Annotated in this window: 4 protein-coding genes; 2 read left to right on the forward strand and 2 right to left on the reverse strand. The window is 72.3% G+C overall.

What is annotated here, in order from left to right:
- Positions 1-27 precede the first annotated feature (27 nt).
- Complete coding sequence (locus ACZ58N_RS08575) at positions 28-14,727, forward strand: amino acid adenylation domain-containing protein (RefSeq protein ID WP_471157564.1); 14,700 nt, start codon at positions 28-30, stop codon at positions 14,725-14,727.
- 193 nt (positions 14,728-14,920) lie between these two features.
- A complete protein-coding gene (locus ACZ58N_RS08580; protein WP_471157071.1) occupies positions 14,921-16,021 on the forward strand; it encodes an NYN domain-containing protein in 1,101 nt (366 codons plus the stop codon).
- Positions 16,022-16,105: 84 nt separating this feature from the next.
- Here ACZ58N_RS08580 and ACZ58N_RS08585 read toward each other — a convergent pair whose 3' ends face one another.
- Together ACZ58N_RS08585 and ACZ58N_RS08590 are read right to left on the reverse strand one after the other, a co-directional pair.
- Positions 16,106-16,951: an ABC transporter permease gene (locus ACZ58N_RS08585; protein WP_471157073.1), complete on the reverse strand. Its 846-nt coding sequence runs from the start codon at positions 16,949-16,951 to the stop codon at positions 16,106-16,108.
- A 14-nt stretch (positions 16,952-16,965) separates the two neighbouring features.
- Complete coding sequence (locus tag ACZ58N_RS08590) at positions 16,966-17,904, reverse strand: ATP-binding cassette domain-containing protein (protein ID WP_471157075.1); 939 nt, start codon at positions 17,902-17,904, stop codon at positions 16,966-16,968.
- Between the last annotated feature and the right edge of the window lie 157 nt (positions 17,905-18,061).

Genomic DNA, 18,061 nt, shown 5'->3' on the forward strand with positions numbered 1-18,061 from the left:
TGGCCGCTGTCCCCGCTGCAGAAGGGCATGCTCTTCCACGCCCTCTACGAGGAGCAGGGCGCGGACGTGTACGTCATTCAGATGGCGCTCGACCTGCGGCACGACCTGGACGTTGCCGGACTGCGCGAAGCGGTCACCGGCGTACTGCGCCGGCACGACAACCTGCGCGCCTCGTTCCGCAACCGTGCCTCGGGCGAGCCGGTCCAGATCATCCTCCGTGACGCGGAGCCCGACTGGTCCGAGACCGACATCAGTGACGTCGAGCCCGGCGAGCGCGGGACGGAACTGCAGCGTCTGCTCGACGCCGACCGCACCCGCAAGTTCGACCTCGCCCGGCCGCCGCTGCGGTTCTCGCTGATCAGGCTGGCGGAGCAGGAGTACCGGTTCGTCTTCACCGCCCACCACATCCTGCTCGACGGCTGGTCCATGCCGCTGGTGCTCGGTGAGCTGATGGCGCTGTACAACAACGGCGGGGACACCGCCCAATTGCCGCCCGTCATTCCCTACAAGGAGTACCTCGGCTGGTTGGGCCGGCAGGACCGCTCCGAGGCGGAACTGGCCTGGAAGCGGGCCCTGGCGGGTGCCGAGCCGACCCTGGTGGCCGGCGACGGCACGGGTGTCGCCCTGCCCGCGACCCTCATCGAAGAGGTCCCGCCGCGGCTGTCGGCGGCGCTGATCGAGCGGGCCCGGTCGCTGGGCCTCACCCTCAACAGCGTGGTCCAGACGGCCTGGGGCATGGTGCTCGGCTCCCTGACCGGCCGCGGTGACGTCGTCTTCGGCGAGACCGTCTCCGGCCGGCCCCCGGAGCTGTCCGGAGTCGAGAAGATGGTCGGCCTCTTCATCAACACCCTCCCCGTGCGGCTGCGCGTCGATGCCGCGCTGACGCTCGGCGAGCAGGTCCGCGGCCTCCAGGACCAGCAGGCCGATCTCCTCGCCCACAAGCACATGGGGCTGGCGGAGATCCAGCAACTGATGGGCGGCGGACCCCTGTTCGACGCCATCACGATCTTCGCGAACTATCCGATCGACACGGACACCCTCCAGGACTCGGCCGAGGGGATCGGCGCGGTCGCCGCCTCCACCGTGGACGCCACGCACTACGCCCTCAACCTGGAGGGGACCGTACGGGGCGAGCGGATGACGGTCCGCCTCGACCACCGCACCGACCTCTTCGCCGCGGGCGCCGGACGCGAGATCCTCGATCGGCTGCTGCGCGTCCTCGCGGCCTTCGCGGCTGACCCCTCCCAACCGGTCGGATCCGTAAGGCTGTTCACCGACGCCGACCGGGCGCGCCTGGTCCTGGCCGGGCCCGCCGCCCCCGCCGCGACGGTTCCCACGCGCGACGCGGACGTTCCCGCCCCCGGGGAGGCCGACGGCGAGCGCGAGGCCGTCCTGAGGGGGCTGTTCGCCGAGGTGCTCGGAGTCGAATCGGTCTCCGTCCACGACAGCTTCTTCGAGCGCGGCGGCGATTCCATCAGCTCCATCCAGCTCGCCCACCGCGCCCGAAAGGCCGGCATCGCGCTCAGCCTGCGGGAGATCTTCGAGCATCGGACCGTCGCCCGGCTCGCCGCGCTCGCCGGAGCGGGCCGGCCCGCGCCCGCCGTCGCCGACGACGGGACCGGACCGGTGCCGCTCACCCCGATCATGCGTTGGCAGCAGGCGCAGGGCGGTCCCGTCGACCGCTTCAACCAGACCATGACCGTTCCCGTCCCCGCCGGTCTCGACGAGGACGGGATCCGCGCGGCCGTACAGGCACTCCTCGACCGGCACGACGCCCTGCGGCTGCGACTGACCAACGGCGCCGGCGGCTGGGAACTGGACATCGCCGCCCCGGGCTCGGTGCGGGCGCAGGACTGCGTCCGGCGCGCGGCATCCGGGGACGACGACGCCGCGGCCGCCCACGTGGAGGCGGCCATGGACCGGCTCGCACCCGCCGAGGGCCGGATGGTCCAGGCCGTCTGGTTCGACGCCGGAGCGGACACCGAGGGCCGGCTCGCCCTGGTCGTCCACCACCTCGCCGTCGACGGGGTCTCCTGGCGCATCCTGCTGCCCGACCTGGAAGCCGCCTTCGCCTCGCTCCTGGCCGGCGCCGAGGTACGGCTCGACCCCGTCGGCACCTCCTTCCGCCGCTGGTCCCGGGAGCTGGCGAAGGAGGCCCGCTCCGGGCCCCGCGTCCGCGAGCTGGACCTGTGGCGGTCGGTGCTGTCCACCGACGACCCCCTGCTGGCCGACCGCCGCACCGACCCCGCCCGCGACGTGGTCGGCGCCGGACGGCAGCTGTCCGTGACCCTGCCCGCCACGGTGACGGAGTCGCTGCTGGGTCCGGTTCCGGCCCTGTTCCGGGCGGGCCCCGACGAAGCCATGCTGACGGCCCTCGCCCTGGCGGTGGCGCGCTGGCGGCGCGAACGCGGACGCGGCGACGGCTCCGCCGTCCTGATCGGCCTCGAAGGCCACGGTCGCGAGGAGATCGGCGACGGGCTCGACCTGTCCCGCACCGTGGGCTGGTTCACCAGCCTCCACCCGGTCGCCGTCGATCCCGGTACGGCACCGCAGGACGAACTGTGGTCCGGCGGCCCGGCCCTCGGCGCCGCCTTCAAGGCGGTCAAGGAGCAGCTGCGGGCCATCCCCGACAAGGGCATCGGCTACGGCCTGCTGCGCCACCTGAACCCGGAGACCGGCCCGGAGCTGGCCGGCCACGCGGAACCGCAGATCGGCTTCAACTACCTCGGCCGGCTGGGTCGCGCCGACGCCGAGGACGCCGCCCGCGCCGACACCGTCCGGGTCCGTGACCTGACGGGCGCCGCTGACGGGGAGATGCCCTTGGCGTACACCCTGGAACTGAACGCGGCGGCCGTGGAACACCCCGACGGGCAGCGCCTCGTCGCCTCCTGGACCTGGTCCGGTGAACTCCTCGCCGAGGCCGAGGTCCGCGAGATCGCCGGCCTGTGGTTCGAGGCGCTGGAGGCCTTGTCCGCGCACGCCTCGCGCCCGGCCGCCGGCGGCCTCACCCCCTCGGACCTGCCGCTGGTCACCGTCTCCCAGGCGGAGATCGAGCAGCTGGAAGCCGCCCCCACGGGGCTCGCGGACCTCCTCCCGCTGTCCCCGCTCCAGCAGGGCCTGCACTTCCACGGCTCGTTCGACGAATCGGCATCGGACGTCTACACGGTCCAGTCCGTCCTGGAACTGCGCGGACCCGTCGAGGCCGCCGTGCTGCACCGGGCCGCCCGCGGCCTGCTGCGCCGCCACGACAACCTGCGCGCCCACTTCGTCGAGGGCGCGGCGGGCCGAACCCTCCAGGTGGTCCCCGCCCGCGCCGAACTTCCCTGGACCGAGGTCGACTTCGGTGATCTGAGCGACGAGGAGACGGCCGAGCGGGTGGACGCCCTGCTCGCCGGGGACCGGGCGCTGCGCTTCGACCTGTCCCGGCCCCCGCTGGTCCGCTGCACGCTGATCCGGCTCGGCGGAGACCGGCACCGCTTCGTCCTCACCGTCCACCACATCGCCATCGACGGCTGGTCGATGCCGCTGCTCGTCCGGGACCTCTTCCAGCTGTACGGGGAGTACCGCCGCGGTGGCGACGGGAGCGCCCTGCCGCCCGTCACCCCCTACAAGGAGTACCTGGGCTGGCTGGCCGCCCAGGACCGGACGGCGTCCGACGAAGCCTGGCGCGCGGCGCTGGCCGGGATCGAGGAGGTCACCCTCATCGCGCCCGCGACGGACGGAACCGGGGAACCCGCCGTGCCCGAGCGTCGGCGGACGGAGATCCCGGACGAGCTGGCCGTCGCGCTCACCGATGCGGCCCGCCGGCACGGCCTGACGGTCAACACGCTGGTGCAGGGCGCGTGGAGCCTGGTGCTCTCGGCGCTGACGGGCCGCAACGACGTGGTGTTCGGCGCCACCGTCTCGGGCCGTCCGCCGGAGCTCGGCGGGGTGGAGGGCATGATCGGCCTGTTCATCAACACCCTGCCGGTGCGGCTGGACATCGACCACACCCTCACCCTGTCCGGGCTGTTCCAGCGGCTCCAGGAGGGTCAGTCGCGGCTGATGGCCCACCAGTACCTGGGTCTCGCCGACGTGCAGCGTCTGGCCGGTACGGGTGAACTCTTCGACACGCTCGTGGTGTTCGAGAACTACCCGGTGGAGTCCGAGCCGCTCCGGGAGTCCGCGCAGGAACTCGGCGTCGTCGACGCCGAGGTGCGGGACGCCGTTCACTACCCGCTGGCCCTGCTGGCGGCCCAGCGCGGCGACCGGATCACCGTGGACTGGTCCTATCGACCGGACCTGCTGGACGGGGACCGGCTGCTCGCCGTCGCCGACCGATTCCTCGGTGTGCTGCGGGCGTTCGCGGCCGACCCCGACCGGCCCGTCGCGGACCTCGACCTGCTGACCGGCGCCGAGCGCCGGCGGCTGCTGGTGGAGTGGAACGACAGCGGGGCCGCGTTCCCCGACGACTCGGTGACCGAGCTGTTCGAGGCACGGGCCGCCCGGACCCCGGACGCGGTCGCCCTCATCACCGAGGACCGGGAACTGTCGTACCGGGAGCTCGACGCCCGGGCCAACCGGATGGCGCACTGGCTGCGCGCACGCGGGGCAGGTCCCGAGACGTTCGTCGCCGTGCTGCTTCCCCGCTCCGCCGACCTGGTCGTGGCCCTGCTGGCCGTGCTCAAGGCGGGAGCGGCCTACGTTCCGGTCGACCCCGCGCTCCCGGCGGACCGGATCGCCTACATGCTGGAGGACGCCGCGCCGGTCCTCACCGTGACCGAGGACGAGATCGCCCGGGCGGGACTGGAGACCCGCCCGGCCACGGCGCCGGCCGTGACGAGGCTCCCCTCGCAGGCCTCGTACGTCATCTACACCTCGGGCTCCACCGGACTGCCGAAGGGCGTCGTGGTGCCCGGCGGTGCGATGAGCAACCTGCTGGGGGCGGTGCAGCAGCGGCTCGGGCTCACCCCGACGGACCGGTTGGCCGCGCTGGCCACGGTCAGCTTCGACATCGCGGTCATGGAACTCTTCGTCCCGCTGGTCAACGGCGCCGCGGTGGTCCTCGCCGGCTCGGAGACGGTGAAGAACCCCGACGAGCTGGCATCCCTGATCACCCGGACCGGGACCACCGTGATGGAGGCGCCCCCGAGCCTGTGGCACGTGCTGGAGGGCGCCGTCCCCGACGCGCTGCGCGGACTGCACAAGGTCACGGCGGGCGAGGCGCTCCCCGCCGACCTGGCCCGCCGGCTGTGCGGGCTGGGTGGCACGCTGACGAACCTGTACGGCCCCACCGAGACGACGGTCTACTCCACCGGCACCGAGATCGACGCCGCCGAGCCGGTCACCATCGGCGGGCCGGTCGCCAACACCAGGGTGTACGTCCTGGACGCGGCGCTGCGCCCGGTCCTGCCCGGTGTGGCCGGTGAGCTGTACATCGCGGGGGCCGGGGTGGCCCGCGGCTACCACGGCCGCCGGGCACTGACCGCGGAGCGGTTCGTGGCGGACCCGTACGGCCCGGAGGGTACCCGGATGTACCGCACCGGCGATCTGGTGCGCTGGACCGACGGCGGACGGATCGACTACCTCGGCCGCACCGACTTCCAGGTGAAGCTGCGGGGCTTCCGGATCGAGCTCGGCGAGATCGAGGAGGTACTGAACGGACACGCCGACGTCGGCCGTGCCGTGGCCGGGGTGCGCGAGGACCGGCCCGGGGACAGGCGGCTGGTCGCGCACGTGATGCCGGCCGAAGGGCGCACCGCGGACCCGGCCGCACTGCGCGACCACGTCGCCGGCGCGCTGCCCGGCTACATGGTGCCGGCGGCGTTCGTGGTGCTGGAACGGCTGCCGTTGACCCCGAACGGCAAGGTTGACCGCAAGGCCCTGCCCGCACCCGAGTTCCACGCCGACGAGGCCTCGCGCCCGCCGCGCACGGAGGCGGAGGAGACCCTCGCCGCGCTCTACGCCGAGGTCCTGGGCGTGGAGCGGGTCGGCGTCGACGACAGCTTCTTCGCGCTCGGCGGCGACAGCATCCTCACCATCCAACTGGTCGGCCGTGCCCGCCGGGCCGGGCTGCACTTCAGCCCGCGCGACGTCTTCGCCGCGAAGACGGTCGAGGCCCTCGTGGCGGTGGTCGAGGCGGCCCGGTCGGCGGACGCCGCTCCGGCGCCCGTCGCGGGCGACGGGGTCGGCGACGTCCCGCTGACCCCGATCATCCACTGGATCCGCGAACGCGGCGGAGCCATCGACCAGTTCAACCAGACGATGTCCCTCCCCGTTCCCGCGGGCGTCGACGTCTCCCTGGTGGCCGCGGCGCTCCAGGCGGTCCTCGACCACCACGACGCCCTGCGGATGACGCTGTCCCGCATCGGGGACGACTTCGGCTGGTCGCTGGAGACCGCCCCGGCCGGCACGGTCCGGGCCGAGGACCTCGTCCACCGCGTGGACGCGGCCGCTCTGATCGCCTCCGGTCTGACGGACGAGGAACTCGACGCACGTGCGACCCGGGAGATCACCGCGGCCCAGGGCCGGTTGGACCCCGGCGCCGGGGCGATGGTCCGGTGCGTCTGGTTCGACGCGGGCGGCGACGCCCCCGGCCGGCTGACCGTCGTCGCCCACCACCTGGTCATCGACGGCGTGTCCTGGCGGATCCTGCTGCCCGACCTGGAGGCGGCCTTCGAGTCGCTGACGGCGGGCAGGCCGGTGCTGTTGGAACCGGTCGGCACCTCCTTCCGCCACTGGTCGCAGCAGCTGACCGAACTGGCCGGCGCGCCGGACCGGATGCGGGAGCTCTCGCTGTGGCGAGGGATCCTCGACGGGCCCGACCCGCTGCTGACGCCCCAGCGGCTGGACCCCGCACGGGACACCTTCGGCACGGCCGCCTCGCTCAGCCTGAACCTGCCCGCCGCCCTGACCCAGCCCCTGCTGGGTCGTATCCCCGCCCTGTTCAACGCCGGTATCAACGACGTCCTGCTGACCGCGCTGGCGCTGGCCGTCATCGACTGGCGGGAGCGGTCGGGGCGCGGCGGGGGTGAGGACGTCCTGATCGACCTGGAGGGACACGGCCGCGAGGAGATCGCCGACGGTGTGGACCTCTCCCGCACCGTGGGTTGGTTCACCAGCCTCTACCCGCTGCGCCTGAACCCGGGCGAGTCCCCGTCCGAGGAGCTCTGGGCGGGTGGTCCGGGGGCCGGCCGGGCCGTCAAGCGGATCAAGGAGCAACTGCGGGCCCTGCCGGACAACGGCATCGGCTTCGGCCTGCTGCGCCACCTCAACCCGCAGACCGCGCAGGTCCTGGGCCGGTACGCGCAGCCCCAGATCGGCTTCAACTACCTGGGACGGCTGGGTGTCGCCGAGGAGGCCGCACCGACCGGGCGGCCCGAGGTCCAGCACGACCTCTCGGGCGTCGCCGACGCGGCCATGGCGCTGCCCCACTCGATGGACCTCACCGCGACGGCCGTCACCTACCCCGACGGCCCGCACCTGGTCGCCCACTGGATCTGGGCCCAGCAGCTCTTCTCCGACGAGGACGTCCGCGACCTCGCCGAAACCTGGTTCCGGGCCCTGGAGGCCCTCGTCCTGCACGCCGAGGGAGCGCCGGGAGCAGGCGGGCTCAGCCCGTCCGACCTCACCCTCGTCACGCTCGGTCAGGACGAGATCGACCGGCTGGAATCCGCGCAGAGCGCGATCAGCGACGTGCTGCCCCTCTCCCCGCTCCAGGAGGGGCTGCTCTTCCACGCGCTCTACGACGAGCGGGGCGCGGACATCTACACCACGCTCCTCGCCTTCGAACTGCGTGGCGGACTCGACGCGGCCGCGCTACGCGGGGCGGCGGAGACCCTGCTCCGCCGGCACGACAACCTGCGCGCGGCCTTCCGGCCCGGCGCCTCCGGCCAGTCGCTCCAGGTCATCCCCCGCGAGGTGGAGCTGCCCTGGAGCGAGGTGGACCTGAGCGCGCTGGACGCGGTGGAACGCGACCGGGAGCTGGACGGGTTGACGTCGCGGGCCCTGGCCGAACGCTTCGATCCGCGCCGGGCACCGCTGCTGCGCTTCACCCTCGTCAAGGTGGGTGCCGAGGCGCACCGCCTGATGCTCGCCAGCCACCACATCCTGTTCGACGGTTGGTCCGGGCCGGTCCTGTCGGCCGAGCTGTTCGAGCTCTACCGCACCGGCGACGACTCCGGCCTGCCGCCCGTCACTCCCTACAAGGAGTACTTGGCCTGGCTCGCGGGCCAGGACCGAACCGCCGCGGAGGAGGCCTGGAGCCGGACGCTCGACGGGGTCGACGAGCCCACGCTCGTCGCGCCGGCCGATCCGGCCCGCGCCCCGATGCGCCCCCGGGTGTTGGAGGTGGAGGTCCCCGCCGCGACGACGGCCGCTCTCACCGAGCAGGCGCGCCGCCACGGTCTCACCAAGAACACTGTGATCCAGGGCGCCTGGGGCCTGCTGCTCTCCGGTCTCACCGGCCGCGACGACGTGCTCTTCGGGGAGACGGTGAACGGCCGACCGGCCGACCTCCCCGGAGTCGAGTCGATGGTGGGCCTCTTCATCAACACCCTGCCCGTACGGGTGCGCGTCGAGCGGGGCGACTCGCTGCTGGCCCTCTTCACCAGGCTCCAGGAGCAGCAGTACGAACTCCTGCCGCACAAGTACCTGGGGCTCACCGACATCCAGCGGATCGCGGGCACCGGAGCGCTCTTCGACACCTCCACCGAGTTCAGCAACTACCCGGTCGACGCGGAGACGCTGGAGGAGACCGCCGCGGGGCTCGGGGTCGTCGACGCCCGAATCCAGGACGGCACCCACTATCCGCTGGCGCTGGGCGCCCGGGACGACGGGACGCTGATCACCCTCAAGATCGATTACCGGGCCGACCTGTTCGACGACGAGGCGGCCGCCGCCCTCGCCGAGCGGCTCCGGCTGATCCTCGAACACTTCTCCGCCGACCCGGGCCGGCTCGTCGACACCCTCGACCCGCTTTCCGCAGCGGAGCGCCACACCCTGCTCGTGGCATGGAACGACACGGCCCGCGCCGTGCCGTCGGCCGGTGTCGCCGAACTCTTCCGCGCCCAGGCCGCCCGTACCCCGGAGGCCCCGGCCGTCGTCTTCGGCGCCGAAGGCCTCGACTACCGGCAGCTCGACGAACGGTCCGACCGGCTGGCCGGCCGGCTCGCCGCGCTCGGAGTGGGCCGCGAGACGCCCGTCGCCGTACTGATGGAACGGTCCGCCGACCTTCCGGTCGCCCTGCTGGCCGTCCTCAAGGCGGGCGGCGCGTACGTGCCGCTGCGCGACACCGACCCGGTGACGCGGCTGCGGCACGTCATGGACGACACGGGTGCCCCGGTCGTCGTCACCGACCGCGCGCTGGCCGCACGTGCCGCCGAACTCGGTGTCCACGTCCTGCCCGCGCACGAGGACGAGCCGGCAGGGGCGCCGGAGGTGACCGTTCTTCCCGACCAGCTCGCCTACATCATGTACACGTCCGGATCCACCGGTCTGCCGAAGGGCGTGGAGATCACCCAGCGCGACGTGGTCGAACTCGCCTTCGACCGACGCTGGGAGGGACAGGCCCACCGGCGGGTGCTCATGCACTCCCCGACGGCCTTCGACGCCTCGACCTACGAGGTCTGGGTTCCGCTGCTCACCGGCGGCTGCGTGGTCGTCGCCCCGCCCCGGGAACTCGACGTCGCCGGCCTGGAACGGGTCCTCACCGAACACCGGGTGACCGGACTCTGGCTCACCGCCGGACTGTTCCGGCTCGTCGCCGAGGAGGCACCCCGCTCCCTGGCCGGCGTCCGCGAGGTGTGGACGGGCGGCGACGTCGTACCCGCCGCGGCGGTCCGCCGGATCCGTGAGGCCTGCCCCGGCACGGTCGTCGCCGACGGCTACGGCCCCACCGAGACGACCACCTTCGCCCTCGGCCACGTCATCGCCGCGGACGAGCCCGTACCGGCCCACGTCCCCGTCGGACGTCCGCTCGACAACATGCGGGTCTACGTCCTGGACGCGGCGCTGCGCCCCGTCCCGGTCTCGGTGGCCGGCGAGCTCTACATCGGCGGCGCCGGACTCGCCCGCGGCTACACCGGCCGGCCCGGCCTCACCGGCGAACGGTTCGTGGCCGACCCGTTCGGCCCCGCCAGCGCCCGGATGTACCGCACCGGGGATCTGGCCCGCTGGAACGCCGACGGCGTCGTGGAGTTCGTCGGCCGCGCCGACGAACAGGTCAAGCTGCGCGGCTTCCGCATCGAACCCGGCGAGATCGAGGACCGGCTGGCCCGCCATCCGGACGTCTCGCAGGCCGCGGTGATCGTCCGCGAGGACCGGCCGGGCGACAAGCGCCTCGTCGGATACGTGGTCGGCGTCGCCGGCGCCGTGGACACCGGCGCGCTGAAGGAACACCTGAGCACCGAACTGCCGGACTACATGGTGCCCTCGGCGTTGCTGTCCGTCGCCTCCCTGCCGCTCACCGCGAACGGCAAGATCGACCGCAAGGCCCTGCCCGCCCCCGAGTACGTGAGCGCCGCGGGACCGCGGGCCCCGCGCGACGAACGGGAGACGGTGCTGTGCGCCCTGTACGCCGACGTACTCGGCCTGCCGGACGTGGGCATCGACGACAGCTTCTTCGACCTGGGCGGCCACTCGCTGCTCGCGACCCGGCTCGTCAACCGGATCCGTACCGCCTTCGGCGCCGAAGTGCCCGTGCGAACGGTGTTCGAGGCGCCCACGGTGGCGGCCCTCGCCGCCCGACTGACGGACGCCGACGCGGCGCGCGGGCGACTCGAACCCGTCGAACGTCCCGAGGTGCTCCCGCTGTCCCACGCCCAGCGCAGGCTGTGGTTCATCGACTCCGTCACGGACACCACCGGCTCGTACAACATCCAGCTGGCCGTACGGCTGCTCGGCGAACTGGACGAGCAGGCGCTGCGGGAGGCGCTCGTCGACGTCGTCGACCGTCACGAGAGTCTGCGCACCGTCTTCCCCGCCGAGGCCGGCGTACCGCGCCAGCGGATCCTGCCCGCCGGAACCCACGCGTTCACCCTCGACACGGTCCCGGTGACCGGGACCGCACTGGAGGACGAGCTCCGCGCGTTCGCGGTGTCGGACTTCGACCTGGGCCGGGACCTCCCGCTGCGCGCCCGCCTGCTGAGGTCGGGCCCCCGCGAGCACGTCCTGGTGCTCGTCCTGCACCACATCGCCGGCGACGGTTCCTCACTGGCCCCCCTGGCACGCGACCTCGGGGCCGCCTACGCGGCCCGCGTCGACGGCCGCGCACCCGAGTTCGTGCCGCTGCCCGTCCAGTACGCCGACTACGCCCTGTGGCAGCGGCGCGTCCTCGGCGACGAGGATGACCCCGACAGCGCCTTCGGACGACAGCTCGACCACTGGCGCACCACCCTCACCGGGCTGCCGGAGGAACTGGAACTCCCCTTCGACCGACCGCGCGCCGCCGAGGCGGGCAACGCCGGCGGGCACGTGCCGCTGCCGATCCCGGCGGAGCTCTCGCGAGAGGTGCACCGACTGGCCGCCGAGAGCGGCGCCAGCCTGTTCATGGTGCTGCACGCCGCCGTCGCGGCCCTGCTGCACCGCCTCGGTGTCGGTACGGACATCCCGGTCGGAACCGTCGTCGCCGGCCGGGGCGACGAAGCCCTCGAAGAACTCGTCGGCTTCTTCGTCAACACCCTCGTCCTGCGCACCGACCTCTCCGGCGACCCGACCTTCCTGGAACTGGTGGAACGCGTCAGGACGGCTGATCTGGCGGCCTTCTCCCACCAGGACGTTCCCTTCGAACGTCTGGTGGAGGAGCTCAATCCTGTCCGCACCCTGTCCCGCAACCCGCTGTTCCAAGTCGCGATCAGCCTGGAGAACAACGAGGAGGCCGACCTGGTCTTCCCCGGCCTCACCCTGGCCCCGCAGCCGACAGACGCGGAGATCGCCAAGTTCGACCTTTCGTTCCACTTCGGTGAGGAGCGGCTGCCCGACGGGACGACCGTTCTGGGAGGCCGCCTGGAGTACGGCACCGCCCTCTTCGACCGCTCCACGGCCGAGACCTTCGCCGACCGCCTGGTGCGACTGCTGGAAGGAGCCGTCACCGACCCGGCCGCGACCGTCGGCGTGCTCGACCTGCTCTCCGAGCGGGAGAAGTCCCTCCTGCGCGAGGCCAACGACACCGCCCGGGACTTCCCGCGGGACACCGTCCCCGCCCTGTTCGAGGCGCGTGCCGCCGACACCCCGAAGGCCCTCGCCCTCGTCGGCGGCGGAGAACGCCTCGACTACGCGGAACTCGACGCCCGCGCCAACGCGCTGGCCCGCCGGCTGATCGCCGCCGGCGTCAACCCGGGCGACCGGGTGGCGATCCTCCAGGAACGCTCCGTGGCCCTCGTGGTGTCCACCCTCGCGGTCCTGAAGGCGGGGGCGGCATACGTGCCGCTCGACTCCCGGCACCCGGTGCCGCGCCTGGAGGGCATCGTCGAGGAGACCCGGTGCGGGGTGCTCCTCGTCGACCGGGCCATGGCCGAGGTGGAGTTCCGCCACGACGCCGAGGTGCTGACCGTCGACCCCGTCGACGGACCCGGCCCGGCCGACGGGTACGACACCACCGCGCCGGAGGTGCCGCAGCACCCCGACCGGTTGGCCTACATCATGTACACCTCCGGATCCACGGGTAAGCCCAAGGGCATCGGCATCACCCACCGCAACATCGTCGCCTTCGCGGCCGACACCCGGTGGACCACCGGACACGAGCGGGTCCTGTTGCACTCGCCGCACGCCTTCGACGCCTCGACGTACGAGATGTGGACGCCCCTCCTGGGCGGCGGCCGCATCGTGGTGGCGCCCCCCGGCCAGCTCGACGCGGACGGGCTCCGCACGCTCGTCGCGGACGAGGAGCTCACCGCCCTGTTCATGACCACGGCCCTGTTCAACCTGGTGGCCGAGGAGGACCCGTCCGTGTTCGGCGGGCTCGTCGAGGTCTGGACCGGCGGCGAGCAAGTCTCCCCGGCCGCCTTCCAACGGGTGCTCGACGCCTGCCCGGACACCGGGGTGGTGCACGTCTACGGACCCACCGAGACCACCGTGTACGCCACCTGCCACCCGCTGCGGGCCCCGTACCGGACCGGCCGGAACGTGCCGATCGGCCGCCCGATGGACAACCAGCGCGCCTACGTGCTGGACGACCGCCTGCGCCCGGTGCCGGCCGGCGTGTCCGGTGAGCTCTACCTGGCGGGAGCCGGCACGGCGCGCGGATACTTCGGACTGCCCGGCATGACCGCGGAACGCTTCGTGCCCGACCCGTACGGGACGCCGGGGGAGCGGATGTACCGCACCGGCGACGTGGTGCGCCGGAACAAGGCGGCAGACATCGAGTTCGTCGGCCGGGCCGACCACCAGGTCAAGATCCGCGGCCTGCGCATCGAGCTCGGCGAGATCGAGGCGGTCCTGGAGGACCGACCGGAGGTCTCCCGGGTCCTGGTGACCGTGTGGGAGGAACAGCCCGGCACCAAGAAGCTGGTGGCCTACGTCGTCCCGGCCACCGGCGCAACGGCCGCCGGACTGCGCGCCGCGGTCGCGCAACGGCTTCCGGACTACATGGTCCCTTCGGCGTTCGTGGTCCTTGAGGACCTTCCCCTGAACGCCAACGGGAAGATCGACCGCAAGGCCCTGCCCGCCCCGGACTTCGGCCCCGCGGCCGGCGGCCGGGGTCCGCGCGACCCGCGCGAGGAACTGCTCTGCCGGCTGTGGGCCGAACTGCTCAAGCTGGACCGGGTCGGCATCGACGACAACTTCTTCGAACTGGGCGGCGACAGCATCGTCTCCATCCAGCTGACCAGCCGGATCCGCTCGGTCTTCGGTGTCGAACTGTCCAACCGCGCGGTCTTCCAAGCCCCCACCGTGGCAGCCCTCATGGACCTGATGGGGACCGGCGGACAGCACGAGGACTCCTTCGACGTGGTGCTGCCGCTGCGCACCGGGGGAGCGGAGCCCCCGCTGTTCTGCCTGCACCCGGTGGGCGGTGTCAGCTGGATGTACTCGGGTCTGATGCGGTACGTCGACGGGAACCGTCCCATCTACGGGATCCAGGCCCGCGGCCTGGCCCGTAGGGAGGAACTGCCCACTTCGATACCGCGGATGGCCGAGCACTACGTGGAACGGATCAGGGAGGTCCAGCCCTCCGGCCCCTACCACCTGGTGGGCTGGTCGATGGGTGCGCTGCTGGCCCACGAGGTGGCCGTCCAGCTCCAGCGGCAGGGCGAGTCCATCGCCCTGCTGGCCAACCTCGACCAGGTCCCGGTCAAGTCCGAGGACCTCGGTGGGGAGTACGTGGCCGCCGACGAACAGAAGGTACTTCTGGCCCTGCTGGACTTCGTCGGACGCGATCCGGGGATGTTCGGTGACGAACAGCTTCAGTACGACGAGGTCATGGCCGTCCTGCGGGAGGAGGGAAGCGCGCTGGCGACCTTCGACGACGAGCACATCCTGCGGATCGGAGCGGTCAACAACAACAACTGGGGACTGACGGTCGACCACGTGCCGGGCGTCTTCGAGGGAGACGTGCTGTTCTTCGTCGCCACTCGGGACGACGACCACCCCGACGACAAGGTGGAGCACTCCCTGGCCGGCCTCCGCCCGTACGTCAGCGGCGGCATCGACGTCGTCGAGGTCGACTGCGCGCACCGGCAGTTGCTCCAGACCGGACCGGTCGCCGAGATCGGCCGCGCCCTCCAGGAAAGGCTCCGCGGGACGCGGGACTGACCGCGGGGCACCACCGGACGACGGGGCCCGGCGTCCTCCGCCTTCGCGCGGACGGGCGCCGGGCCCTCCTGCTGCCGGCCGGGCGCCCGCGCAGGATCTGCCGATCGGCAGATGTGCCGGGACGCCCCGCGCGGCAGCCTTGATCCCACGACGACAGATACCGCTCCGAGCGGTGAATCAGAGGAAGTCCGTCATGCCGAACACAGCCACCGAAACGCATACCCGGGAACCCTCTCCACTTGTTCCGCCGCGCCCGCGTTGGTGGTCCAGGTGGCCGGACTGGGCGGGATACCTGGCGCTCGTGTGGTCGGCGCTCTACGGGGCGGCGGCCCTGTACTGGGCCCTGGGCGGCGACGCCTACCCCTTCGAGCGGGTCCACGAGGACCGCTCGTCGGGATCGGTCCTGGAGCCGAGCAGCGCCGAAGTCGTCGCCCCCGTGCTGGCCGCGTTCTGTGCCCTCGGCGTGGTCGCCGGGATCCTGATGTTGAGGAACCGGGCCACCGGGTGGCTGCGCACGGTCCTCCTGGCCCACGGGTGGGTCGCCGGCGTCGTCCTGACCCTCGTGATCCCCGACTACTCGCTGCTCGGGCTGCTGGTGTTCGCCCCCGCCCTGCTCGTGTTCGCCTTCACCGGGGTTCCCGGGGCGCAGGAAATGAGCGACATCCTCTACTGGCACCGCGGCAACCTGATGATCGTCTTCATCGGAGGGCTGCTGCGGATCGCAACGACCGTCGCCTACCAACGGCGCACCAAGGGTAGGTGCGTGCGCTGCGGCCGGGCCCCGCACGGTCCCGCTGCCTGGAGCGATCCGGCCGAGCTGCGCACGTGGGGGCGCCGGGCGGTATGGGTCGCGCTGATCGCGACCATCCCCTACGACGTCACCCGCATCGCGTGGTATTTCGGCCAACCGCTCGGCATCACGGACGAGTTCCTCAAGGAGATGCAGGACACCCCCGGCATGCTGGAGATCGGACTCGTGCTGGGGATCCTGTCGGCGCTTGGCAGCCTGCTGACGCACGGGCTCGTCGCCAGGTGGGGCGAGGTCTGGCCGCGCTGGGTCTGGTTCAAGAAGGGGCGCCGGATCCACCCGGCGACCGCCATCGTCCCGGCCGGCATCATGACGCTCGTCCTCGTTCCCGCCGGCCTGATGGGCCTGCGCGGCTTCGAACTCGACTCGTGGGGGATCATGGGCCCCTCGATCCTCTGGGTGGTCTGGGCCGCCGCCCTCGGCGCCGCCACCTACCTCTACCACCTGCGCCGCCGCGGCCGGTGCCGCGGCTGTGGACAGGAGTGACGCACCCGGAGACCTCCGTTCCTGTACGCGCGAGGGCCCGCCGTCCCCAGGGGACGGCGGGCCCTCGCGCGTACAGGAACGGTCTCAGGTCACCTTGCGGAAGCTGCGGATCGCCAGCGGCGCGGTGAGGGCCACGACGACCAGGCAGATGCCCAGGGGAGCCAGGACGGTGCTCAGCCGGGGCTCCCCGAAGGCCAGATCACGCGCAGCCGTGATCGCGTGGGACATCGGGTTGACCTCGGCGAACCCCTTGAGCCAGCCCGGCAGCCCCTCGGCCGGCACGAAGGCGTTCGAGGCGAAGAGCAGCACCATGTTGATGATGCCGCCGATGGGTTGCAGCGCCTCGGGGCGGCGCAGCCAGGCCGACAGGGCCATGAAGACCCAACCCAGCGACCAGCCGAGGACCACGGCGACCAGGACCGCGCCCAGCGCGCCGAACACGCCGCCCGCCGGGTCGAACCCGAAGACCAGGGCCGCGGCCACCAGCATGACGAGCATGTTGACCGTGTTGAGCACGGTGTCGGCGATGCTCCGGCCGATCAGGATGGACGCCGTGTGGATGGGCATCGCCTTGAAGCGGGCGATGATGCCGTTGTTGAGTTCGGTCGTCAGCGCCACGCCCGACTTGAGCCCCGCGCTGATCGACCCCGTGACGAGGAAGGCAGGCAGCAGGTAGTCGATGTAGCTGACCCCGGCGGGGAACGCCGAGGTCTGCGAGACACTCTTGAAGACCTGGCTGAACACCGTCAGCATCAGGATGGGCTCCAGGGCGCCCGGCAGTACCAGGGCGGGTTCGCGCAGGGCCCGAAGGGACCGGCCGGACAGGACCTGGATCTGCTTGAGGACGCCGGTCCCGGCGAACCTCGGAGGCGCCACGGGGGCGGCTTCGTGGGTCGGCCGATCGGCCGCCCGGCTGGTCGTGATGGTCATCGGGGGATCCCTGCCTAGCGTCCGGTGGAATGGTTCAGGGCCATGTACACGTCGTCGAGGGACGGTTCGGCGAAGGCCAGCCCGGCGAGGTCCACTCCCGCCTCGTCCGTGGCCCGGACGACACGGGCCAGATCGGTCGAGTTCGTGACGGGCATCGTCAGGACCAGACCGTCACCCTCGTGGGCGGGGGCGAAGCCGGCGCCCCTCAGGGCCTCGGACGCCCGCGGACGGTCCGGCTCGCCGCGCACCGTGACGGACACGCTGCGCCGCCCGACCCGGGCCTTCAGTTCGTCGGCGGTGCCGGACGCGATGACCCGGCCGGCCGCCAGGACGGTGATCGAGTCCGCCAAGTAGTCCGCTTCGTCGAGGTACTGGGTGGTCAGCAGCACTGTGGTGCCGTCCTTGACGAGAAGCTTGACGATCTCCCACAGGGCGCGCCGCGCCGCCGGGTCGAGGCCGGTGGTGGGTTCGTCGAGGAAGATGACGTCCGGGTGCCCGACCAGGCCGGCCGCGAGGTCCAGGCGGCGGCGCATTCCGCCCGAGTAGGTCTTCGCCTTGCGTTCCGCGGCGCCCGTGAGGTCGAACACCTCCAGCAGCTCGTCGGCGCGGGCCGCGGCCTGCCGCCGGGACGCGCCGAGCAACCGCGCGATGAGGACGAGGTTGCCGCGTCCCGAGAGGGTTTCGTCCACCGCCGCGTACTGGCCGGTGAGCCCGATGCGGCGGCGGACCTCTTCCGCGTCGCGGGTGACGTCGAGGCCGCAGACGCGGGCCGTGCCCGAGGTGGGCAGGGCCAGCGTGCTCAGGATGTTGATGAGGGTGGTCTTCCCGGCGCCGTTGTGCCCGAGGAGTCCCAGTACCGTCCCTCGTGCCGCTCCGAGACTGACCCCGTCGAGCGCCTTGGCCGGACCGAATACCTTCGATATCTCCGAGACTTCAATCATCAGGTCGTCCATGAATTCTGTCCTCGCTCGATTCCGGGAGCCCCCCACCGGTCGTCGGGCGTAATGGAGGAATGACCGAAATGGATAACACGGGCCGTTACCTGTCACCGGTACGGTAGTAGCGGCATGCGGTAATGCGGAGTGAGGATCAGAAGTCTCGAAGTGATAT

The sequence above is a fragment of the Streptomyces sp. NPDC040432 genome, assembly GCF_055595445.1.